Source organism: Salinivibrio sp. PR6, from assembly GCF_001995955.1.
Lineage (GTDB): Bacteria > Pseudomonadota > Gammaproteobacteria > Enterobacterales > Vibrionaceae > Salinivibrio > Salinivibrio siamensis.
The window spans coordinates 263,523-284,895 of sequence record NZ_MUFA01000001.1 but is presented as its reverse complement, the minus strand read 5'-3'; the positions used below and the strand labels follow the sequence as shown (position 1 = coordinate 284,895).

23 protein-coding genes and 1 tRNA gene are annotated in these 21,373 nt (G+C 51.5%); 18 read left to right on the top strand and 6 right to left on the bottom strand.

What is annotated here, in order from left to right; translation table 11 throughout:
• The first annotated feature begins 236 nt into the window (after nucleotides 1-236).
• Nucleotides 237-4,127 carry a phosphoribosylformylglycinamidine synthase gene (gene purL, locus BZG72_RS01330; RefSeq protein ID WP_077665903.1) on the top strand — a complete coding sequence of 1,297 codons (3,891 nt, stop codon included), beginning with the start codon at nucleotides 237-239 and terminating at the stop codon, nucleotides 4,125-4,127.
• 150 nt (nucleotides 4,128-4,277) lie between these two features.
• Nucleotides 4,278-4,616: a nitrogen regulatory protein P-II gene (gene glnB / locus BZG72_RS01325; protein WP_046074987.1), complete on the top strand. Its 339-nt coding sequence runs from the start codon at nucleotides 4,278-4,280 to the stop codon at nucleotides 4,614-4,616.
• 104 nt (nucleotides 4,617-4,720) lie between these two features.
• Here the strand turns inward: glnB and BZG72_RS01320 are convergent, their stop codons facing one another.
• A complete protein-coding gene (locus tag BZG72_RS01320) occupies nucleotides 4,721-5,338 on the bottom strand; it encodes a YitT family protein (protein ID WP_046074986.1) in 618 nt (205 codons plus the stop codon).
• Between the two features lie 522 nt (nucleotides 5,339-5,860).
• On the opposite strand from BZG72_RS01320, the gene glyA reads away from it, so the two are divergent.
• From glyA to pgpA, 9 genes are all read left to right on the top strand, one after another.
• Nucleotides 5,861-7,111: a serine hydroxymethyltransferase gene (glyA, locus tag BZG72_RS01315; protein WP_046074985.1), complete on the top strand. Its 1,251-nt coding sequence runs from the start codon at nucleotides 5,861-5,863 to the stop codon at nucleotides 7,109-7,111.
• Nucleotides 7,112-7,293: 182 nt separating this feature from the next.
• A complete protein-coding gene (gene nrdR / locus BZG72_RS01310; protein WP_046074984.1) occupies nucleotides 7,294-7,743 on the top strand; it encodes a transcriptional regulator NrdR in 450 nt (149 codons plus the stop codon).
• Nucleotides 7,740-8,870 carry a bifunctional diaminohydroxyphosphoribosylaminopyrimidine deaminase/5-amino-6-(5-phosphoribosylamino)uracil reductase RibD gene (gene ribD, locus BZG72_RS01305; RefSeq protein WP_077665902.1) on the top strand — a complete coding sequence of 377 codons (1,131 nt, stop codon included), beginning with the start codon at nucleotides 7,740-7,742 and terminating at the stop codon, nucleotides 8,868-8,870. Before nrdR ends, ribD begins: the two co-directional genes overlap by 4 nt.
• Nucleotides 8,871-8,875: 5 nt before the next feature.
• Nucleotides 8,876-9,538 carry a riboflavin synthase gene (locus BZG72_RS01300; protein WP_077606530.1) on the top strand — a complete coding sequence of 221 codons (663 nt, stop codon included), beginning with the start codon at nucleotides 8,876-8,878 and terminating at the stop codon, nucleotides 9,536-9,538.
• A 10-nt stretch (nucleotides 9,539-9,548) separates the two neighbouring features.
• Nucleotides 9,549-10,658, top strand: coding sequence for a bifunctional 3,4-dihydroxy-2-butanone-4-phosphate synthase/GTP cyclohydrolase II (gene ribBA / locus BZG72_RS01295; protein WP_046074981.1), 1,110 nt, complete (start codon nucleotides 9,549-9,551; stop codon nucleotides 10,656-10,658).
• Nucleotides 10,659-10,781: 123 nt separating this feature from the next.
• Entirely contained in the window at nucleotides 10,782-11,252 is a 471-nt protein-coding gene (gene ribH, locus BZG72_RS01290; protein WP_046074980.1) for a 6,7-dimethyl-8-ribityllumazine synthase, read from the top strand.
• Nucleotides 11,253-11,717, top strand: a complete 465-nt coding sequence (gene nusB / locus BZG72_RS01285; protein WP_046074979.1) for a transcription antitermination factor NusB — start codon at nucleotides 11,253-11,255, stop codon at nucleotides 11,715-11,717.
• Between the two features lie 63 nt (nucleotides 11,718-11,780).
• Nucleotides 11,781-12,770 carry a thiamine-phosphate kinase gene (thiL, locus tag BZG72_RS01280; RefSeq protein WP_077665901.1) on the top strand — a complete coding sequence of 330 codons (990 nt, stop codon included), beginning with the start codon at nucleotides 11,781-11,783 and terminating at the stop codon, nucleotides 12,768-12,770.
• The gene (gene pgpA / locus BZG72_RS01275; RefSeq protein WP_046074977.1) at nucleotides 12,757-13,257 is read left to right on the top strand and encodes a phosphatidylglycerophosphatase A; all 501 of its coding nucleotides are present in this window, start codon (nucleotides 12,757-12,759) and stop codon (nucleotides 13,255-13,257) included. Before thiL ends, pgpA begins: the two co-directional genes overlap by 14 nt.
• 15 nt (nucleotides 13,258-13,272) lie before the next feature.
• Here the strand turns inward: pgpA and BZG72_RS01270 are convergent.
• Nucleotides 13,273-13,348 (bottom strand) — tRNA-Arg (locus BZG72_RS01270).
• Between the two features lie 50 nt (nucleotides 13,349-13,398).
• Nucleotides 13,399-14,532 (bottom strand): flagella assembly protein FlgT, encoded by a 1,134-nt coding sequence (locus BZG72_RS01265; protein WP_046074976.1) that lies wholly within the window; start codon nucleotides 14,530-14,532, stop codon nucleotides 13,399-13,401.
• A gap of 210 nt (nucleotides 14,533-14,742) precedes the next feature.
• Between BZG72_RS01265 and BZG72_RS01260 the strand changes: the two genes are divergently transcribed.
• Nucleotides 14,743-15,378, top strand: a complete 636-nt coding sequence (locus tag BZG72_RS01260) for a FlgO family outer membrane protein (RefSeq protein ID WP_046074975.1) — start codon at nucleotides 14,743-14,745, stop codon at nucleotides 15,376-15,378.
• Nucleotides 15,379-15,402: 24 nt separating this feature from the next.
• The gene (locus BZG72_RS01255) at nucleotides 15,403-15,837 is read left to right on the top strand and encodes an LPP20 family lipoprotein (RefSeq protein ID WP_077665900.1); all 435 of its coding nucleotides are present in this window, start codon (nucleotides 15,403-15,405) and stop codon (nucleotides 15,835-15,837) included.
• Between the two features lie 301 nt (nucleotides 15,838-16,138).
• On the opposite strand, the gene BZG72_RS01250 is transcribed toward BZG72_RS01255, so the two are convergent.
• From BZG72_RS01250 to flgA, 3 genes are all read right to left on the bottom strand, one after another.
• Complete coding sequence (locus BZG72_RS01250; protein WP_046074973.1) at nucleotides 16,139-16,573, bottom strand: flagella synthesis protein FlgN; 435 nt, start codon at nucleotides 16,571-16,573, stop codon at nucleotides 16,139-16,141.
• A 16-nt stretch (nucleotides 16,574-16,589) separates the two neighbouring features.
• On the bottom strand, nucleotides 16,590-16,913 hold the full coding sequence (gene flgM, locus BZG72_RS01245; protein WP_046074972.1) for a flagellar biosynthesis anti-sigma factor FlgM: 324 nt from the start codon (nucleotides 16,911-16,913) through the stop codon (nucleotides 16,590-16,592).
• A gap of 89 nt (nucleotides 16,914-17,002) precedes the next feature.
• Nucleotides 17,003-17,695, bottom strand: a complete 693-nt coding sequence (gene flgA, locus BZG72_RS01240; protein WP_077665899.1) for a flagellar basal body P-ring formation chaperone FlgA — start codon at nucleotides 17,693-17,695, stop codon at nucleotides 17,003-17,005.
• Between the two features lie 125 nt (nucleotides 17,696-17,820).
• Between flgA and BZG72_RS01235 the strand changes: the two genes are divergently transcribed.
• From BZG72_RS01235 to flgD, 5 genes are all read left to right on the top strand, one after another.
• Entirely contained in the window at nucleotides 17,821-18,744 is a 924-nt protein-coding gene (locus BZG72_RS01235) for a chemotaxis protein CheV (RefSeq protein WP_046074970.1), read from the top strand.
• Nucleotides 18,745-18,770: 26 nt separating this feature from the next.
• The gene (locus BZG72_RS01230) at nucleotides 18,771-19,598 is read left to right on the top strand and encodes a protein-glutamate O-methyltransferase (protein WP_046074969.1); all 828 of its coding nucleotides are present in this window, start codon (nucleotides 18,771-18,773) and stop codon (nucleotides 19,596-19,598) included.
• 186 nt (nucleotides 19,599-19,784) lie between these two features.
• Complete coding sequence (gene flgB, locus BZG72_RS01225) at nucleotides 19,785-20,180, top strand: flagellar basal body rod protein FlgB (RefSeq protein ID WP_046074968.1); 396 nt, start codon at nucleotides 19,785-19,787, stop codon at nucleotides 20,178-20,180.
• Between the two features lie 3 nt (nucleotides 20,181-20,183).
• On the top strand, nucleotides 20,184-20,597 hold the full coding sequence (gene flgC, locus BZG72_RS01220; protein WP_046074967.1) for a flagellar basal body rod protein FlgC: 414 nt from the start codon (nucleotides 20,184-20,186) through the stop codon (nucleotides 20,595-20,597).
• Between the two features lie 14 nt (nucleotides 20,598-20,611).
• Nucleotides 20,612-21,355: a flagellar hook assembly protein FlgD gene (gene flgD, locus BZG72_RS01215; RefSeq protein WP_046074966.1), complete on the top strand. Its 744-nt coding sequence runs from the start codon at nucleotides 20,612-20,614 to the stop codon at nucleotides 21,353-21,355.
• Nucleotides 21,356-21,373 lie beyond the last annotated feature (18 nt).

Below are 21,373 nucleotides of genomic sequence, written 5' to 3'. Positions count from 1 at the left end.
CGGTGACAGTTTTCCCCTATAATGGCGGCCGCTTAGGCAAAACGCCAGTCTTAAAGCGCGTGTGGCGTGGCGACACCTCCGAGCAATGTGGGAGGACTGCCCTGGGAGTCAGCGTTAACGATAACGGAGAGAGCAACCATTGCGGCAATGCCGGTGGTGATACCCAAGTTATGGTGCCAAGATGCGATAACTTGGGTATACCCCTTTCATTTACCGCTAACGAGAGACGTACGCACATGGATATTTTGCGTGGTTCCCCCGCACTGTCTGAGTTTCGTGTCAACAAATTACTGGCGAGCTGCCAAGCACACCAGTTACCTGTCACGGCACTGTATGCTGAGTTTATTCATTTCGCCGACTTGTATCATCCTTTGGATAGCGCGAGTCGCGAAAAGCTCGAAAAGCTGCTGACTTATGGACCAACCTTATCGCCGCACGCGCCGGAAGGCGTATTGTTTCTTGTGACGCCTCGCCCTGGCACCTTGTCGCCGTGGTCCTCCAAGGCAACCGATATTGCCCATAACTGCGGCTTGGATGCGGTCAAACGCTTGGAGCGCGGGACGGCGTACTATATTCAGTTATCTGCACCTTTGACCAATGAGCAACACGCGACCTTAGTCGGATTGTTGCACGATCGGATGATGGAAGCGGTGTTCAGTGAGCTTGAGGCCGCCGCGGTGCTGTTTGAGCAAGCGGAACCTGCGCCGATGCATAGCGTAGACATTCTCTCCGGTGGCCGAGCCGCCTTAGTTGAGGCGAACCAAGCCTTAGGGTTGGCACTGGCAGAAGACGAAATTGACTATCTGGTCGAGAACTTCACCCAGCTGGGGCGTAACCCAAACGACATCGAACTGATGATGTTTGCGCAAGCTAACTCAGAGCATTGCCGACACAAAATCTTTAACGCCGACTGGACTATTGATGGTGAAAAGCAGCCTAAATCGCTGTTTAAGATGATCAAAAACACCTATGAGCAAACCCCAGATAACGTGCTGTCGGCGTATAAAGACAACGCAGCCGTGATGACTGGCTCAAACGTTGGACGCTTTTTCCCCACTCCAGAGAGCCACACTTATCAATATCATCATGAGCCGGCTCATATTTTGATGAAGGTGGAAACCCATAACCATCCCACCGCGATTTCACCGTGGCCAGGCGCAGCGACCGGCTCAGGCGGTGAAATTCGTGACGAGGGGGCGACCGGTGTCGGGGGCAAACCTAAGGCGGGATTGGTCGGTTTTTCTGTCTCTAACCTTAAAATTCCGGGCTTTATTCAGCCGTGGGAGCGCGATTATGGCAAGCCTGAGCGCATTGCCACTGCGCTCGATATTATGCTGGAAGGCCCGTTGGGCGGCGCGGCGTTTAACAACGAATTCGGTCGCCCCAACTTGCTGGGCTACTTCCGTACCTATGAGCAATGGGTGACCTCACATGCCGGTGAGGAAGTGCGTGGCTACCACAAACCCATCATGATCGCCGGTGGTATGGGTAACATCCGCGATGGCCATGTGCAAAAAGGCGAGATAGATGTGGGCGCCAAACTGATTGTGTTAGGTGGTCCGGCGATGAACATCGGCCTTGGCGGCGGGGCGGCATCGTCGATGGCATCAGGCCAGTCGGCGGAAGACTTAGACTTTGCCTCGGTACAGCGTGAGAACCCAGAAATGGAGCGTCGCTGCCAAGAGGTGATTGATCGTTGCTGGCAGCTTGGCGACGATAACCCAATTGCCTTTATCCACGATGTGGGCGCGGGTGGCTTGTCCAATGCCATGCCAGAGCTGGTCGATGATGGCGGCCGCGGTGGACGCTTTAATTTGCGTGACATTCCTAATGATGAGCCGGGAATGAGCCCGCTTGCCATTTGGTGTAACGAGTCACAAGAGCGCTACGTCTTGGCGGTCAAACCCGAAAATATGGCGCATTTTGAAGCCTTGTGCGAGCGTGAACGGGCGCCATACGCAGTGATTGGTGAGGCCTCCGATGCGCGTCACTTGTCGCTTGAAGATAGCCACTTCGACAATACCCCCATCGACATGCCGATGGACATCTTGCTGGGTAAAGCGCCCAAAATGCACCGAGATGTGACGCGTCAGCAAGTGACAGGTGTTGCGCTTAACACCCAAGGCATTGAGCTGGAGGAGGCCTGTGAGCGTGTTTTACGCTTGCCGGCGGTGGCGGAGAAAACCTTCTTGATCACCATCGGTGACCGTTCGGTGACCGGATTGGTTGCGCGTGACCAAATGGTCGGCCCGTGGCAGGTACCGGTCGCCAACTGTGCGGTGACGGCGGCCAGCTATGACAGTTATCACGGTGAAGCGATGGCGATGGGTGAGCGTACTCCAGCTGCCTTGCTTGACTTTGCTGCCTCTGCCCGTATGGCGGTGGGAGAAGCACTCACCAATATTGCCTGTGCTGATATTGGTAGCCTGACTAACATTAAACTGTCTGCGAACTGGATGTCCGCGGCAGGTCATCCGGGCGAAGACGCCGGCTTGTACGAAGCGGTTAAAGCCGTTGGCGAGGAGCTGTGTCCTGAGCTGTCACTGACCATTCCGGTGGGTAAAGACTCGATGTCGATGAAAACCCAGTGGCAGCAAGACGGTGAAAACAAAACCGTCACCGCGCCGATGTCGCTGATTATCACCGCCTTTGGCCGCGTGGAAGATGTGCGTCGTACCGTGACCCCACAACTGCGTACCGATAAAGGTGATAGCCACTTGATTGCGATTGACCTCGGTGAGGGCGCGCAGCGTCTGGGCGCAACCGCGTTGGCTCAGGTTTACCACCAATTGGGCGATAAGCCTGCCGATGTCACCAGCAGCGCCCGCCTAAAAGGCTTTTTCAATGCGATGCAAACCTTGGTAGCAGAGCAAAAGCTGCTGGCGTATCACGACCGAGCCGACGGCGGACTGTTCGTCACCTTGGCAGAAATGGCGTTTGCCGGTCATACCGGTATTGACGTGGATATCGCCCGCTTAGGCGATGATTCCTTGTCGGTACTGTTTAACGAAGAGCTGGGAGCGGTGATCCAAGTGGCGGCGCAAGATCTCGAGCGCGTCAATGCGGTGTTGGATGAGCATCAATTAACCGCATGCAGTCACTTGATTGGCGGCTTAAGCGATAGCGATGAGATTATCTTGCGTCATGGTGAGGCACCTATCTATCAAGCCAGTCGCCAGCACCTGCGTCAGATTTGGGCTGAAACCACCTACCAAATGCAAGCGCGTCGCGATAATCCGGACTGTGCTCGCCAAGAATTTGACGCTAAGCAGGCGGTCGATCCCGGTTTACACGCTAGCCTGAGCTTTGATGTGCACGAAGACATCGCTGCGCCTTATATCGCCACCGGTCAACAACCGACCATGGCTATTTTGCGTGAGCAAGGGGTGAACTCGCATGTGGAAATGGCAGCTGCCTTCGATCGCGCTGGATTTAACGCCGTGGACGTTCACATGAGTGACATTCTCTCAGGACGTGTCAGTTTGGACGGCTTCCAAGGGCTGGTGGCCTGTGGCGGCTTCTCTTACGGTGACGTGTTGGGCGCCGGTGAAGGCTGGGCAAAATCAATTTTGTTTAACAGCCGCGCGCGCGATCAATTTAGTGCCTTCTTTACGCGTGAAGACACCTTGGCACTTGGTGTGTGTAATGGCTGTCAGATGCTTTCGAACCTGCATGAATTGATCCCTGGGGCCGCACACTGGCCACGATTTGTTCGTAACGAGTCGGAGCGCTTTGAAGCCCGCTTTAGTATGGTGGAAGTGCAATCCAGCCCCTCCGCCTTCTTTGCCGGGATGGCAGGGTCACGGATGCCTATTGCGGTATCGCATGGTGAGGGGCGCGTTGAGGTGCGTGATGCTAAGCATCTGGCGGCCATTGAAGCGTCAGGCACGGTGGCGCTGCGTTACACCGATAATCACGGCCAGCCAACACAAGCGTATCCTGCCAACCCGAATGGCTCACCGAATGGCATTACCGCGCTGACCACAGAGTCGGGTCGCGTCACCATTATGATGCCGCACCCTGAGCGGGTATTCCGTACAGTCGCCAACTCTTGGCACCCAGATGATTGGGGCGAAGACAGTGCGTGGATGCGTATGTTCCGCAATGCGCGGGTGACCTTGGGGTAACCCTTAAATGTGATACAAGCCGCCATCGTTTGGCGGCTTTTTCGTGTTATGCGTGAATCGATGGATGATTTTTTATCCTGCTGCGATACAATTTGAGCTAAACACTTGATCCATCAGGACCGGCCAGCGGCCAACGAGAGGGATAACGGAATGAAAAAAATTGAAGCCATCATCAAGCCATTTAAACTCGATGACGTACGCGAGGCGCTCGCCGACGTGGGGATTACGGGGATGACCGTCTCAGAGGTAAAAGGCTTTGGTCGTCAAAAAGGCCACACTGAGCTTTATCGCGGCGCCGAATATATGGTCGATTTTTTACCCAAAGTGAAGCTTGAAGTGATCGTCAGTAACGATGTGGCTGAGCAGTGTGTGGATACCATTATTGATACCGCTCAAACCGGTAAAATCGGTGATGGCAAAATCTTTGTCTTTGATGTTGAGCGCGTGGTGCGCATCCGTACCGGTGAGGAAGACGAAGAAGCGATTTAATCACGCGTCTGAGTGCAATCGAGTCACTACGAAAAAGCCAAGCATCATGCTTGGCTTTGTTGTTCTGCACCGTGTTGTCGGATTGATTAGCGTTGAGAGGCCGCTCAAGCGCCGGGGTTAGCAGGATGCGCCTGATAGCGCCCGGGCTTATGATTCATCGCCAAGACTAAGTTGAGCACAATCGCGCCAACCACCGACCACATCAAGAGGTTGAGGTCGATGAGGAAGAAAGATAACGCGAGGATGGTGCAGTCGATGCCCATTTGTAGCTTTCCTGCCGAGATCCCAAACTTGTCCTGACAATAGAGCACCAAGACGTTAAAGCCGCCTAAGCTGGCGTTGTGACGGAAGATCATCAACATGCCGACGCCCATTAGCAACCCACCAATGACGGCACAGTACGCAGGTGCCAGCCAGGTAATTTCAAAGAAATAGGCAATATGGTCAGCCATCACCGATACCGCGCCCCCCGCAAGTAAGCTGCGCAGTGCGAAGCGTGGGCTCATGCGAAACCATGCCATCAAATAAAACGGGCAATTACACAGAAAGTACAGGGTACCGAAGGACAAGTCTGTAAATTGGCTGACCAACAGAGCCAGCCCTGTGGTTCCGCCCGTTAAAAGTCCGGCTTGTTGCAAGAAAAACACCCCTTGGGCGACTAAGAACGCGCCAGAGGCGATAGCAATAATGTCTTCTTTAAAGCTGTGTTGATACTGACTCACACGGCTTCTCCCTACTTATTAGCGTGACAACAACAAAAACGTGATAACAACAAAAAGCCCGCCAAAACCCAAAGGGCTGGCGGTAAAAAGTTAATGGGATAATCGGGCGCGGATTTTATCGCCAATTAGGACGAAGAGAAAGGCGGGGAGGTAAATCACTTGAATGTAGAATGTCAGCATTATGATACTCAGCTGTAAAACCTTTACACCGACTATGTTCGTTGACGCCCGACCATTACGATTGCCATGAGCAATAAAAAATTGTGACGCAGGCTACCTGATAGGTTGGATTTTTTGTAGAATAGCAAACGCAGTCATAGCGGTAACGAAAACGTTTGCGTAGTGCTGGTGTGGCGAACGATTTTCCTTGGCTTAATCGCTTTGATTTGTCATCTTAAGGCGACTAAGCCAAGGCGTGATCTAAGCCATCGCCCCTGCGCCGGTTTTTGCTAGGTGAGCTGAAAAAGCCCTAGCGTTTGCTTTATGGGTAATTGCCCGCCAATGTTAAGTCAGGAGAGACAAATGCTAAAGCGTGACATGAAGATTGCGGATTACGATCCCGCCCTGTTCGCCGCCATTGAAGAAGAAACGGCACGTCAGGAAGAACACATTGAGCTGATCGCATCAGAAAACTACACCAGCCCACGCGTCATGGAAGCGCAAGGCTCTCAACTGACCAACAAGTACGCGGAAGGCTACCCCGGCAAGCGCTATTACGGTGGGTGTGAGTATGTCGATAAAGCCGAAGCGCTGGCGATTGAGCGCGCGTGTGAACTGTTTGGTTGTGAGTATGCGAATGTGCAGCCTCACTCAGGTTCACAAGCAAATAGCGCGGTATATATGGCCCTGCTCAACCCTGGAGATACGGTTCTGGGAATGAGCTTGGCGCATGGTGGTCACCTGACTCATGGCTCGCCGGTCAACTTTTCTGGTAAGCATTACCATGTCATCCCTTACGGTATCGATGAAGCGGGTAAAATTGACTATGAGCAAATGGAACAGCTTGCGCTGGAGCACAAGCCCAAAATGCTCATCGGTGGCTTTTCTGCTTATTCACAAGTGGTGGATTGGAAGCGCATGCGTGAAATCGCCGATAAAGTGGGCGCATGGCTGTTGGTCGATATGGCGCACGTCGCGGGTTTAATTGCGGCAGGCGTATATCCAGATCCATTGCCACACGCGCATGTGGTAACGACCACTACCCACAAAACGCTTGCGGGCCCTCGCGGTGGTTTGATCTTGTCGAATGCGGGTGAAGACCTTTATAAAAAGCTCAACTCCGCCGTGTTCCCAGGTGGCCAGGGTGGCCCTTTGATGCATGTGATTGCGGGTAAAGCGGTGGCGTTTAAAGAGGCGATGGAGCCTGAGTTTAAGGCTTACCAAGCGCGTGTGATTGATAATGCTCGCGCGATGGTCAAAGGCTTCCAAGCGCGTGGCTACAAAATAGTATCAGGCTCAACCGATAATCATTTGTTGCTGGTTGATCTTATCGATAAAGACATTACCGGAAAAGAAGCAGACGCAGCACTGGGCGCGGCTAATATCACTGTGAACAAAAACAGTGTGCCGAACGATCCACGCAGCCCGTTTGTCACCTCTGGTATTCGTGTGGGCACCCCAGCCATTACACGTCGTGGCTTTACTGAGCAAGATGCTGAGCAGCTTGCGCATTGGATGTGTGATGTCTTGGATAATATCGATAATGAGCAAGTGATTGCCGAGACCAAAGAAAAAGTCCAAGCGATTTGCCGTCGTCTGCCTGTGTATGCCTAATTAATGACACGGAAATGAATAGGTTATAAGGCGCCTTCGGGCGTCTTTTTTGTTTTTATCGACACGATGTGCCTCACTGGCTTTGTTTAGCACACAAAACCACCATAAAGTCCTCTTCGATAGGCTTTTTCATCGCTACAAATCGGTTACACTAGCAAGACGATATTGAGGAGGCGACACTCATGCACTGTCCATTCTGTGGTGCTACCGACACCAAAGTGATCGATTCTCGTCTTGTGGCTGATGGTCACCAAGTTCGCCGTCGCCGCCAGTGTTTGGCGTGCGCAGAGCGTTATACCACGTTCGAAACGGCGGAATTAGTGATGCCACGGGTGATTAAGACCAACGGTAACCGAGAGCCGTTTGACGAAGAGAAACTGCGTGGCGGCATTCAACGCGCATTAGAAAAGCGTCCAGTGAGCGCGGATGATATTGAAAAAGCGATCAACAGTATAAAGTCACGTTTGCGTGCCACCGGAGAGCGCGAAATTGGCTCTGCCATGGTAGGGAACTTGGTCATGGAAGCGCTCAAGGAGCTCGATAAAGTGGCTTATATTCGCTTTGCCTCTGTGTATCACAGTTTTGAGGACATTCGTGAATTTGGCGAAGAAATCGCACGGTTGCAAAAATGAGTCAAAGCGATCGGGATACAACCATGATGATGCGCGCGTTAGCGCTCGCGGCCCAAGGCTGTTATACCACCACGCCTAATCCTAATGTCGGTTGTGTGATTGCACAGGGCGACGAAGTGGTCGGTGAAGGGTTTCATATTGCCCCCGGCGGCCCGCACGCTGAAGTACATGCATTAAAGGCTGCGGGAGCACGCGCACAAGGGGCGACAGCTTACGTCACCTTAGAGCCTTGCTCTCACTATGGTCGCACGCCGCCGTGTTGCGATGCGTTGATTGCTGCCAACGTTAGCCGCGTTGTGTGCGCGATGCAAGACCCAAACCCGCAAGTAGCTGGACGTGGTATCGCACGGTTACAAGAAGCCGGCATTGAGGTGGTTGTGGGCGTGATGGCCGAGCGCGCCAACGCGCTGAACCCCGGTTTTATCAAACGTATGCAAACTAAAATGCCCTATGTGCAGCTCAAACTGGCAGGGAGCCTCGATGGGCGCACCGCCTTGGCGAATGGGCACAGTAAATGGATCACTGGGGAACCCGCGCGCGCTGATGTGCAAGCATTTCGCGCGCAAGCGAGTGCGATTCTATCGACCAGTGCCACGGTGATTGCGGATAACCCGAGCCTCAATATCCGTGACAACCAACTTCCTCGTGCTGTCCTCGACCATTATCCTCAATCGACGCGACGCCAACCGACACGTGTGATCTTGGATAAACACAACCAAACCGTGCCGGAAGCGAGTGTCTATCAACTTGAGGGCAACGTGATCCGTATTGTTGATACGCCGAGTAATAAAGCGTGGCCAGATAACGTGCAAGAATGGGTGATGCCCGATGCATCGCTCACCACTATCCTTCGCGCATTGGCGGAACATGATATTGACAAAGTATGGGTGGAAGCAGGCGCGAGGCTGGCAAGCCAGCTGCTGAGTGAATCCTTGGTGGATGAGCTGATTGTCTACCAAGCGCCGGTATTATTAGGGGCCGATAGCCGTCCTTTGGTCGCATTAGGCGGATTAGAGTCGATGGATGACGCGCCACGTTTCCACTTTAACCAGGTAAAGACTGTCGGTGACGATGTCCGCTTACGGGCGAGCCTCTCTGAGCATGCCGTAATTACGCAAGAGTATTAAGAACAATGTTTACTGGAATTATTGAAGCGATAGGGCGCGTACAAACCCTGAGTCGTCGGGGACAAGACGTTACTCTGACGATCGACAGCGGTGCGCTTGATCTCTCGGACGTCAAACTGGGTGACAGCATTGCCACCAACGGGGTGTGCTTGACTGTCGTCGCATTGACCGCAACGGGCTATAGCGCGGATGTCTCCTCTGAGACTTTGGCGCGTTCATCGCTGGGCGCCTTGTCGGTAGGAGATAGCGTTAACCTTGAAAAAGCCATGCTACCTACCACCCGTTTTGGCGGTCATATGGTTTCGGGGCATGTTGATGGCTTGGGAGAAGTAACGTCCGTTAGCCAAACTGGCCGCGCCTGGGAGTACTGGATTGCACTACCGCCTGAACTCGCCAAGTATGTGGCATTGAAAGGCTCTATCACGGTGGATGGTATCAGTTTGACGGTGAACGAGGTGAACGGCAGTGCGTTTAAACTCACCATCGTGCCGCATACGGCTGAGCAAACCACTATTCAGCACTTTGCGCCTGGGCGCAAGGTAAACATCGAAGTCGATGTCATTGCCCGTTACCTTGAGCGATTGATGCTCGGTGACAAGGCCGCTGAACCGACACAATCAACGGGTGTCAGTCTAGACACATTGGCCCGTTCCGGCTTTTTGAAATAAGGATCCCAAGATGGCAATTAGTAGCGCTCAAGAAATCATTGACGATATCCGCCAAGGCAAAATGGTGGTGTTGATGGATGACGAAGATCGCGAGAATGAAGGTGATTTGATCATCGCGGCAGAAGCAGTGACCCCAGAAGCGATCAACTTTATGGCCACGCATGGCCGAGGGTTGATTTGTTTGACGCTGACCCAGCAGCGCTGCCAGCAACTTGGGTTGCCTTTGATGGTGTCGGACAATAATGCGCAATTTTCCACCGCGTTTACCGTGTCGATTGAAGCGGCAGAGGGTGTTACCACCGGGATATCGGCGGCTGACCGCGCACGCACCGTGCAAGCCGCGGTTACCCCCGACGCTAAAGCGGCTGACTTGGTGCAGCCGGGCCACGTCTTCCCCTTGATGGCGCAAGAAGGAGGGGTGCTCACCCGTGCTGGCCACACCGAAGCGGGGTGCGATCTGGCCCGTTTAGGTGGCTATAGTCCTGCCTCCGTGATCGTTGAGATCTTAAATGAAGACGGCACCATGGCGCGTCGCCCAGACTTGGAAGTATTCTGTGACAAACACGGCATCAAGCTGGGCACCATTGCCGATTTGATTGAATACCGTAATCTCAACGAGACGACCATTGAACGGGTGGCGTCTTGTAAATTGCCGACGGAATTTGGTGAGTTTGATTTAGTTACCTACCGCGACACCATTGATAACCAAATCCATTATGCGATGTGTAAAGGCGAGGTGACCGCCGATCCCACCCTAGTGCGTGTGCATCTGCAAGACACTTTTACCGATGTGCTCCAATCTGATCGGACGGCTGAGCGCAGCTGGAGCCTGACCCGCGCGATGCAAAGGGTTAGCGATGAAGGCGGGGTGTTGGTGATTCTGGGTAAAGAAGAAACCAGCGATGCCATTATCAACAAAGTGAAAGCGTTTGAAGCGCAAGATAAAGGTGAAAAACCCGCCGGCGCTAAATGGCAGGGGACCTCTCGCCGAGTAGGGATTGGGTCGCAAATATTGGCAGATCTTGGCGTCAAGCAAATGCGCCTGCTGTCGTCGTCGACCAAGCGTTATCATGCCTTGTCAGGCTTTGGCCTGAACGTGGTGGAATACGTCACCGAATAAGATAGATAAACGGGGCGCGCGATTTGCACCATCATCGACTGGCACGGAACATGGTGCCATCGGATAAAAATGTGGTAGAATCGCGCGGTTTCTCATTCCGGAAAGCAAGTCACAGGAAGGCTCATGAACGTAATCGAAGGGGCATTTGCCGCGCCCAACGCGCAGGTTGCTATTGTTATCTCTCGCTTTAATAGCTTTATCAACGAGAGTTTGCTGGATGGTGCGGTTGACGCACTGAAGCGCCAAGGCCAAGTCAACGACGATAATATCACCGTGGTGCGTTGCCCAGGTGCCTACGAGTTGCCTGTGGTGACCCAAAAGCTCGCCAAGAGCGGTCGCTATGACGCGATTGTGGCACTCGGATCGGTGATCCGTGGTGGCACACCGCATTTTGACTATGTCGCCGGAGAATGTAATAAAGGGTTAGCACAAGTTGCACTGGAGTTTGAAACCCCAGTCGCATTTGGTGTGCTGACGGTAGACACCATTGAGCAAGCGATCGAACGCGCAGGTACCAAGGCTGGTAACAAAGGGGCAGAGGCTGCACTGAGCGCGCTTGAAATGGTGAATGTTCTGTCCCAAATTGAATCCTAAATGGGGGTTAAAGTGAAACCAGCCGCACGACGTAATGCACGTCAGTTTGCATTGCAAGCCATCTATTCATGGCAGCTAGCGCAAGGCAATGTCGCTGATATTGAAGCCGCGTTTCTTGCCGCAGATAAATACGAAGAAGAAGACGAGCATCAGAAAACAGAGCCGCTTCTACGTGAACCAGAAACGGATGTTGCTTATTTTCGTAATCTGTTTAGCGGTGTAGCGCTTAGCCATCAAGAGCTTGATAGTAAGATGCGCCCGTACCTATCCCGTCCTTTGCAGGATTTAGATGATATGGAGCACGCCTTACTACGCCTTGCAATGTATGAGCTGATGAAGTGCGACGATGTCCCCTACAAAGTGGTTATCAATGAGGCCGTGGAACTGGCCAAACGCTTTGGCGCAGAAGACAGCCATAAGTTTGTTAATGGCGTCTTGGATAAAGCGTACCCTCGGCTGCGCTAATCCCTTCCTGACTAGGCCAGCACTGCTGGCCTTTTTATTATTCTTATCCAACACATACGAGTTATGACACGCAACGAATTTGATTTGATTCGCGACTACTTCGCTCGTCAGCCGGTCAAGCGTCGTGATGTCGCTTTAGGTATTGGTGATGACTGTGCGTTGGTCGAGGTCCCTGAAGGCTGTCAGTTAGTGGTGACCACAGATACGCTGGTGGAGGGCACCCATTTTCTTCCGACTGCGAGTGCCTCTGATGTGGCGCATAAAGCGTTAGCCTCTAACTTAAGCGATTTGGCTGCAATGGGCGCAATGCCAGCGTGGTGTTCTCTGGCGCTCACATTACCAGAGCCCGATGATGCTTGGGTGGCAGGGTTTTGCCAAGGCTTTACCGCCCTTGCCGAGCATTTTCAAGTCCAACTCATTGGCGGCGATACCACGCGTGGTCCTAAAAGTATCACCATTACCTTACACGGTCATGTTCCTAAAGGGCAGGCGCTGACTCGTGCGGGTGCGAAACCGGGAGACTGGCTTTTCGTGACCGGCACACTGGGTGAGAGCCAAGCCGGGCTCGATTATATTCTCGGCAAGCCAGTGGTTGATAAGGCCCGCGCAACCACATTGATCAATCGTCATTATCGGGCTCAGCCACGAGTGACCGCTGGACAGGCATTGCGAGGTATCGCGTCAGCGGCGATTGATATTTCTGATGGTTTACACGCAGACTTAACCCACATCCTCACCGCTAGTGGTGTCGGTGCAAAAGTTGATGTGACGCAACTGCCGCTTTCTGAGTCTTTGTTAGCGGAGATCGGCGATACTGAGCAGGCACAAAAACTCGCCCTCACCAGTGGCGAGGAGTACGAGCTTTGTTTTACGGTACCGGAAATGTATCGGGGGATGCTAGATACGACGCTTAAGCACAGCGGAGTCAATGTGCAATGCATCGGGCAAATAACCGGCAACCACCGCCTTGAACTTGTGGCAGACAGTCAGCCTCTCGATTGGGTGCTGTCTGGATGGGATCATTTTAAGGAGCCACGTCGTGACAGATCCTAAGCATCGTTTATCCTTGACCAATCCATATCATCTATTGGCACTTGGCTTTGGCAGTGGCTTATCACCGATAGTGCCGGGGACCGTCGGTACCTTGTTTGCGGTGCCATTCTACCTGGTGCTGGTGAACGTTGGGGGAACGCTTGCACTGTGGTTGGCGATTATTGTCGGTAGCTTAGCGGGCATTGCTATCTGTGGTCGGGCATCGAAAGACATGCAAGTGCATGATCATGGAGCGATTGTTTGGGATGAGTTTGTTGGTTTTTGGCTGACAATGGCGTTGGTGCCTACCACCGACTGGCAAACCGTTTTAGCAGGCTTTGTGTTATTCCGCCTCTTCGATATGGTTAAGCCATGGCCGATAAGCTGGCTGGATAAACATGTTCACGGTGGCTTAGGGATCATGCTGGATGATATTGTCGCTGGTGTGATGGCGATGGCCAGCCTCTGGCTACTGGCAACCTATACACAGGCCTTGACTTGGTTTTAGCCATACAGAAAGGAATGGCGCTCCCACAGGGACTCGAACCCCGATCGATCGCTTAGGAGGCGACTGCTCTATCCTGTTGAGCTATGAGAGCGTGTCGACATTATACGTAAAAACAGGCGCGATTTAAGCGCCTGTTTTCATTTAATTTACCCCTTTGGTCACTATGTCGCCGATTTGTATGCTGCCGCTGAGGTTATTGGGCTGAACCACGGCTTCCGCGCTGCTTTCATAAACGCGTGCAACGGTCAGTGTGATGCCGCTTTTTCGACGTTGAGTACGTACGATACCTAAATCATCGGTGAACGAGGCAATGTGCCACAGGTTCAGTTGATCGCCTTGTTTAACCCCATTGATACGCCCGACATTTATTTGTGCAATATTGTCTTTGAGGGCGACGATTTCTGGCTTACTGGCGCGACAAGACAATGATGACTCCAAGTCTAACAATATATTTCGACTCATTCGGCGTGCCATTTGCCCATAAGGAGATTGCCAAAAGCGCGCGGTCTGGGTATCGACTTGGCTATGGCGTTCAAACGGCCATTGGGCAACATCGCGATAGCGGCGTTGAAATATGACTTCACCACTCTCACTGTCCATTGCCTGGACATTGACGGCCAATTGGCGGTTATTTTGTGCCTCACCAAAGCCACTGGCGTCCGTCGTGGCAGACAGATCAGTGATTGCGCCGGTGATCACAAACTGCGCGTCTTTGTCTTCAGCTAACATGGCCACCGTGCGGGGCGCATTAGGAGAGACATCAACATTGGCGATACCACGCCCGACAAAGCTCTGTGCGTGTTGTTTTATCTCACGGTTGAGGAGTACCGAAAAGTCATCGCCAAATTGATAAATGCCCCCTAACGCGGCTTGTTGGGGTGAAACAATCGGAAAACGTGTTAACACCATGCCTTTTTTATACTGGGTTTTGTGGCAAGCGTTTGCCGATGGATAGATATCTAAGCGCAGATTGACAACATAATTGCCGCCTTGAGTGCCTTCTTCTAACACTTGTACCTCGCGTACCGCATTGCCGCTAAACTGATAACCAGGTTTAGCTTGCGAGTAAAAACGCTTGAGTTGCTGCAAGCTACCTACATCGGCACCGGCAAAGCGCATAGCATCAAAGGTCGCGGCTTCAAGTGCCCGAACACGGGCGGCTTGCTGGCTTTCGAGTATGGGGGAACTGGCCGATACTTCATACCACGCCGCGTGTGTCCAAGGAGCGACACTCAGGCTGACAATGAGCGTTAACCGCGCCAAAAGGGTTTTCATAGTCAAGATCTCACTTAGTGGGTATGGAAATTGCTTTCAATCTATTAGTGCGTAGGGTTAAGCCCTACCAAAAAGATGACGCAAAGACGCTGATGCAAGTTGTGTACCTAAATAGAGCCAGCAATCAAAGGTAAAGGTTTCATCAAATCAACCGATACCCTTAATGACACACTTGTCTCACATCGATGACTGAGCGCGGAGCATGATACGATGAAAAAGTGGATAGTGGCGATAGTAGCGCTATTGGTAACAGGCTGTGCTTACACGCCAATTTATAACGGCAAAGAGCCGTATTCGGGCAGTGAGTTTTTCCTTAAGCAGCGGCCACGTCACACGCTTGATTACTTTCTAAACAGTATGGCCGATGAGCTGTTAGCCACCAATGCGTATTTGACAGCGCGAACGCCCTTGGCGGTCACCTCGTTTGTTGATTTGCAAAAAATGGATGAGACCAACTGGTTAGGTAATACCGTCACCGAGGGACTGATTTATCAAATGCAGCGCCGCGGCTTTACGGTGATTGACTTTAAATCGACGGGCGCGATTCGGGTGACGGAAGATGGTGATTTTACCATTAGCCGAGACTGGAAAGAACTTAACCCTGAACAACAAATCGATTATGTATTGACGGGGACTATGTTGCGTCAAGGCGGCGGGGTATTAGTTAATGCCCGGGTAATCGGTATGGAATCTCGCGTGGTGGTTGCTTCGGCGCAAGGCTTCTTGCCGGCCGATCGTATTGGGCGTGATATTGATAGTTTATACAAGGTTCGCAAACGCGATGGCGTGATTATTCGAGACGATCAAAACCGCGTGAAGCGAGAGACAGTGGTGCTAAAACCTTAGTACAGGAAAGAGTAAGGTAGATAAATGTTTACGAAACACGGATTTGTCATCGCAATCTTGCTGATGCTGTCAGCCTGTCAGCCATTAACTAAGATGAAAGAAGAAAACATCATCTCGGCGGTGGGAATGGCGTCAATTAGTGCACAACAAGGCGCAACCCAAGAAGAAAAAGAAACCCGGGCCATGCGTGCCTCTAAAGTGGATGCGTACAAAGAATTGAGTGAACAAGTATATGGCTTGCGGGTTAGCAGCCGTGCACGCGTTGATGATCAAAGTTTAGGCCGCGACACGACCCAGGGCGCGGTGGATGGTATTATTCGCGGCGCAGAAGTGGTGGCCAGTTATAAAGTGGGTGACAGTTACGTCACTGAACTCCAACTCGATCTCGATACCATGCAGAAAATGAAACGCTATGGCGAATCGCAGCCTGTACCGAATAACAATAATATTATTTTCTAGCCACTAGGGCGTCTTGCTTTGATCAAATGAGAAGGATGACGCCAACATCTTGGCACTTAAGCAGGCAGGGTGTAAAAACGACGTATGCCTTTAGACGGAGAGCGAGCACTATGCTCGCTTTTTTGTGCTTGAGTCAGGCACCATCGTGGCGCGATAGCGCGTTAGGCCATCTTAGGGAGCAAGCCAGAGTCGACAAAAAACAGGCAGACGATTGTGCGCCGATAAGATAGGCAAGAAAAGCGAGACAAATAGGTGGCCGGTGTGGTGGCTTGGAGCGTGGTCGTTGTTCGTAGGAAAGACGTTATGCTTTAACGTTAGTGCCTAGGGTTTTTCTCCCCGACGCATTGCCGTCTTGATTATAGGTCAATTCTGACTTACCACCGCTTTCTTGGAACAGGTTGCGCAGGCGATGAATACTCAGACTCGCGCGCTGAAGCGCGATGCCATTGGTTTCATTTTGCTGTTTGCAGGCTGAGAGGGTGGCTTGAATGGCATTCACGTGTTCACTTAACGTTTCATCATGGTTAAGTAAATCGCGTTCTGGGTGACGGCTAATTTGCGCATCATTACGTTGAATTTCGTTGATAAGCGACTGTTTTTGCTTGGCTATTGCTTCGATATCTTCAGAGGAGCGGCTGGCAATGACACCGGCTTCTTGCTCGAGCACGCTTTGTAGCGCTTGGACTCGCTCGAGTTGCTGTTCAACCAAGGTTGTTAAAGGCGCAGTAGGGGTCATAACCACTCCAATCAGCTTAGCTGTCGTTGAGATCGTTCTCGAAACGCATCATGTTTGCGGCGAGCTTATCAGGATCTACTTTGTAAGAGCCGTTTGATATCGCTTGCTTGATTTGATCAACCTTGGCGCTATCAAAGTAGGGCTCAGATGCCATTTTCTGATTCATTTTATCGATCACTTGGCTTTGTTGGCTGAGCGAAACAGCGTCGTCTTGGGGTTTTACCCCTTGCTGTTCACGGACTGAGCCGCTTTGCGTTTCTTGTGTTTTGGTCTGGTTACTCGTATTACGAGTTGTGGTCAGGGGTTGCTGATTACCACGTAGTTGGTCAATACTCGCCATAACATCGCCTTACTGTCAGTCGCTTTTTGAGTCCGTTGCTCAGCATATCGGCACACCTTGCTGTTACTTTAGCATTGTGACGTAAAAAGTTAGAAATTAACCGTTACTTCGCCGACCGCTGAGATTGTAGCATCGACAATCCGGTTAGATTTATTGTTCTTCACTTTTATTTGCTCACCTAGAGCGCCATCACTTAATGCCGTGCCTTTTGCAACAATGTTCAGTCCGTTTCCTTGCGCAGTGATCAAAACGTCATCATTTCGACACACGGCGCAGACATCGTTACTGCTGATCGGTTCACCTATTCCCACGGTTCGTTTGACTTTAGAGCCAATTAAACGCGCGGGTTGCGTATAGGTATGCCCGCGTTGAAACCGACTATTTACCATTTGAACGGCTAGATCATTCGAAGCAATAGTCATGCCACGATTGAGTGGTCGCTTGGCGACAACCGAGGGGGTCATCAACTCGATTTTAACCGGAATATACACTTGCCAGTTGTCTCGATCACAAGACACCATTACGGTGACCGAGGTATTAATCTGTTGACGACCTGGCACTTTGGTATCGAGTGGCAAGGGGCAATCGGTTAGGCGCATGCGCGAATCAAGGTTTCCCGCCGCGATGTTGAGTTCGCCATTTTCAGGCAGCGAAATAATACCGGCGACATGCGCCTCCGCGGCTTCTTGCACCGCTTCAATTTGACTTACTGTCGCAGCAGCTATACTTAGGCTAAAGCTTGTAAGCCAAACGACGATAAATAAACGTAATATCTTGGACATAGTTCAATCCATCAGTAGCGGACGTTAAGAAAAAAAATCCCTTCTTTTCTCGAGAGTCATGTGATTACCCACTATGATTACCATGCTACTCTACAAAAAAAACGGGGCAATATGGAGTTTATCTTATGACAGGTGGTGTTCTTGATTCGGTCAACCAGCGTACACAGCTGGTAGGACAAAACCGGTTAGAGCTGTTGACTTTCCGCCTGATGAGAAAACAGCGCTTTGGCATTAATGTTTTTAAAGTCAAAGAAGTGTTGCAGTGCCCACGGCTCACCGCAATGGCAAATTTGCATCCTTTGGTGAAAGGAGTGGCCCACATCCGCGGTCAAACCGTCTCTGTCATCGACATGAGCCTAGCAACTGGCGGGCCAGCTATTCCCGATCCAGAGAACCGCTTTGTGATTATTGCCGAGTTTAACCGTTCCATGCAGGGCTTTTTAGTCGGCTCGGTCGAGCGTATCGTCAATATGAACTGGGAAAAAATTCTTCCTCCCCCGCAAGGGACAGGGCGATCGCACTACCTCACCGCGGTCACCGAAATTGATAACGAGTTGGTGGAAGTGCTCGACGTTGAAAAAATTCTCAATGAAATCGCGCCCGTGAATGAAGATGTGAGTGAGGAAGTACTCTCGAAACGGCAAGAGCGGGAAGAAAGTGCGCCTAGCCAAGTGTTAGTGGCCGATGACTCCAGCGTCGCACGCCGTCAGGTGAAGCGCGCGGTTGAAAGCGTCGGGTATGACGTTATCTTGGTACAAGATGGCAAAGAAGCGTTAGAAAAACTGAAAGAAATGGCCGCCGAGGGAAGCATCTACAGTCAACTTGCCTTGGTGATATCCGATATCGAAATGCCTGAAATGGATGGGTATACCCTCACAACCGAGATTAGAAAAGATTCGAGTCTCAAGGATCTTCATGTAGTATTGCATTCATCATTGAGTGGGGTATTTAACGAGGCCATGGTTCAGCGTGTCGGGGCTAACTCGTTTATTGCGAAGTTCGACCCTGATGAATTGGGCTCTGCCGTACTCGAGGCGGTTAAGTCGTAACCCAACCAGAGCGATTGAGTTAATTAATGACAAATGTAGCAATCAGTGACCAAGAATATCGAGACTTTTGCAAACATCTCGAAGCCAAGTGTGGGATCGTACTGGGAGATAGCAAGCAGTACCTGGTACGTAGCCGCTTGAGCCCGCTGGTGAATAAATTTGGCTTGGGGTCGCTGTCAGAGTTGATAAAGTCAGTCACCACTGGACGTAATCGCGAGCTGGCAGTCGCTGCGATAGATGCGATGACCACCAATGAAACCTTATGGTTTCGCGATACTTATCCGTATGAAGTGCTGGCACATCGTTTGTTACCCGAGCTAGCCAAATCTCGTAAGCCGATAAAAATCTGGTCTTCAGCAAGCTCCTCAGGGCAGGAGCCCTACTCCATTGCCATGACGGTGGCGGAAACCCAGCAACGCAAACCTGGCATGCTTGGAAGCGTGAGTATCACCGCGACTGATATATCGACATCCATGCTGGAGGCGTGTCGCCAGGGGATATACGACAACTTGGCACTGGGACGCGGACTGTCGCCGGAACGTCGACGTACCTTTTTCGAGGACGTGGGAGATGGCAAAATGCGGGTGAAAGAAAATATCAAGCGCATGGTGACGTTCCGCCCGCAAAACTTGATGGAAAGCTATAGTCTGTTAGGCAAGTTCGACATCATTTTTTGTCGTAATGTACTGATCTACTTTTCACCTGATATGAAAGCCAAAGTGTTGAATCAGATGGCGGGGGCATTGAATCCTGGCGGTTACTTGATCTTGGGCGCGTCGGAGTCACTCACGGGGTTAACCGACAAGTTTGAAATGATCCGCTGTAACCCCGGCATTATCTATAAGCTTAAATAGCAGGCGGCAAAGCGGCACATGGTTTGCCGCTTTTTACATCTCTCTGCCGCTCTCTCACTTTTTATCGATAGACATTCCTGTCTCTCACCCCGCGTCCCACCTGAGCTGAAGACAAAAACAAGGCCTTGTTGAAAACTTGGCACCCTGTTTGCTTTATTACATGCAGTAAGAACTCGGAGGTTGTCCATGGCGATCACATTTGACAATGCACTTGGTGTGCACCAGCACACAGTTGGCGTTAGAGGCAAGCGGGCAGAAACCCTGTCTAGCAACATTGCTAATGCCAACACGCCAGGTTACAAGGCGCAAGACATCGACTTTCAACGCGCCTTAAAAGCGGCAACATCCGAGGCAAGTATTGGCCTAAGCCGCACCAATGAGCGGCACATTGCTGCCTCTAGCCAGGTGATGGGGGAAAAGAAATACCGTATCCCCACGCAACCAGACACTGGCGATGGCAACACGGTTGATGCGCAATTAGAAAAGAATTTGTTCATGCAGAACGCACTAGAATACCAAGCCTCACTGGACTTTCTTGGCTCTAAGTTCAAGAACATGAAGAAGGCATTGAATGGGAAATAATCGATGAGTTTGTTTAATATTTTTAACGTGTCGGGATCGGCGATGAGTGCCGAGTCAGTACGATTGAACACCACATCAAGCAACCTGGCCAATGCCAACTCGGTGAGCAGTTCTGCGGAAGAAACGTATCGAGCTCGGCATCCGATTTTCTCTGCGGAGCTTAACCGCTTCAAACAGCAAGGGGAAAGTGTGCCGGTCAACATTGACGGTATTGTGGAAAGCCAAAAGCCATTACGGGCGGAATATAACCCTGATCATCCAATGTCGAATGAAGAAGGGTATATCTTCAAACCGAACGTCAATGTCATGGAAGAAATGGCGAACATGATTTCGGCATCGCGGGCCTACCAGACCAACGTGCAGGTTGCCGATGCCAGTAAACAAATGCTGATGCGTACGCTTCAGATGGGGCAGTAATGTAGGAGGCGAAGATGGCCGGAATCGACGGTACAGGTTCGAGTAACGGACTGTCCTACATTGACCAGCTAAAGGCGCAGCAAGAGAAAAAACTGCAAGAGAGCCAAGATAGTACAACAGGCAAACAGGCACTCAAGCAAGAAGACTTTCTTTCTCTGCTCACCAAACAGCTGTCACAACAGGATCCGTTCAAACCTGTCGATAATGACAAGATGATCTCGCAGATGGCGTCTTTTGCGACGGTAGAAGGCATCGGCAAAATGAACAATCAGTTTGATACGTTCAACGAGTCGATTACTTCCAACCAAGCATTGCAAGCGTCATCCTTGGTCGGACGTGATGTCCTTGTGCCTGGATCGACAGGTGTTAAAGGAGAGACTGGCGGTGTGGCTGGTATGGTGAAGTTGCCGCGTGCGCTCGATAACGTCAGTGTCCGAGTTGAAAACGAACAAGGACAGCTATTACGAACGTTCAGTATGGGTGCCAAACCGCCGGGCGATCACCGTGTGGAATGGGATGGGCTCGACGATAACGGCAATCCTATGCCGGAAGGGACCTATAAGCTCAAAGTTAGCGGCTTGGTTGATGGCCAAACTCAAGAGTTTGATGTGTCGACCTATGCCAATGTAAACAGTGTCTTGCTGGGGAATGGCGATGGCAACGTGATGCTAAATCTTGCCGGCTTCTCCTCACCGTTTAAGCTTGCTGAAGTGCTAGAGGTCGGTAATGCCGACGTCGGAAATGTGACGAAAGGCTAACCGATTTATTAGGAGTGA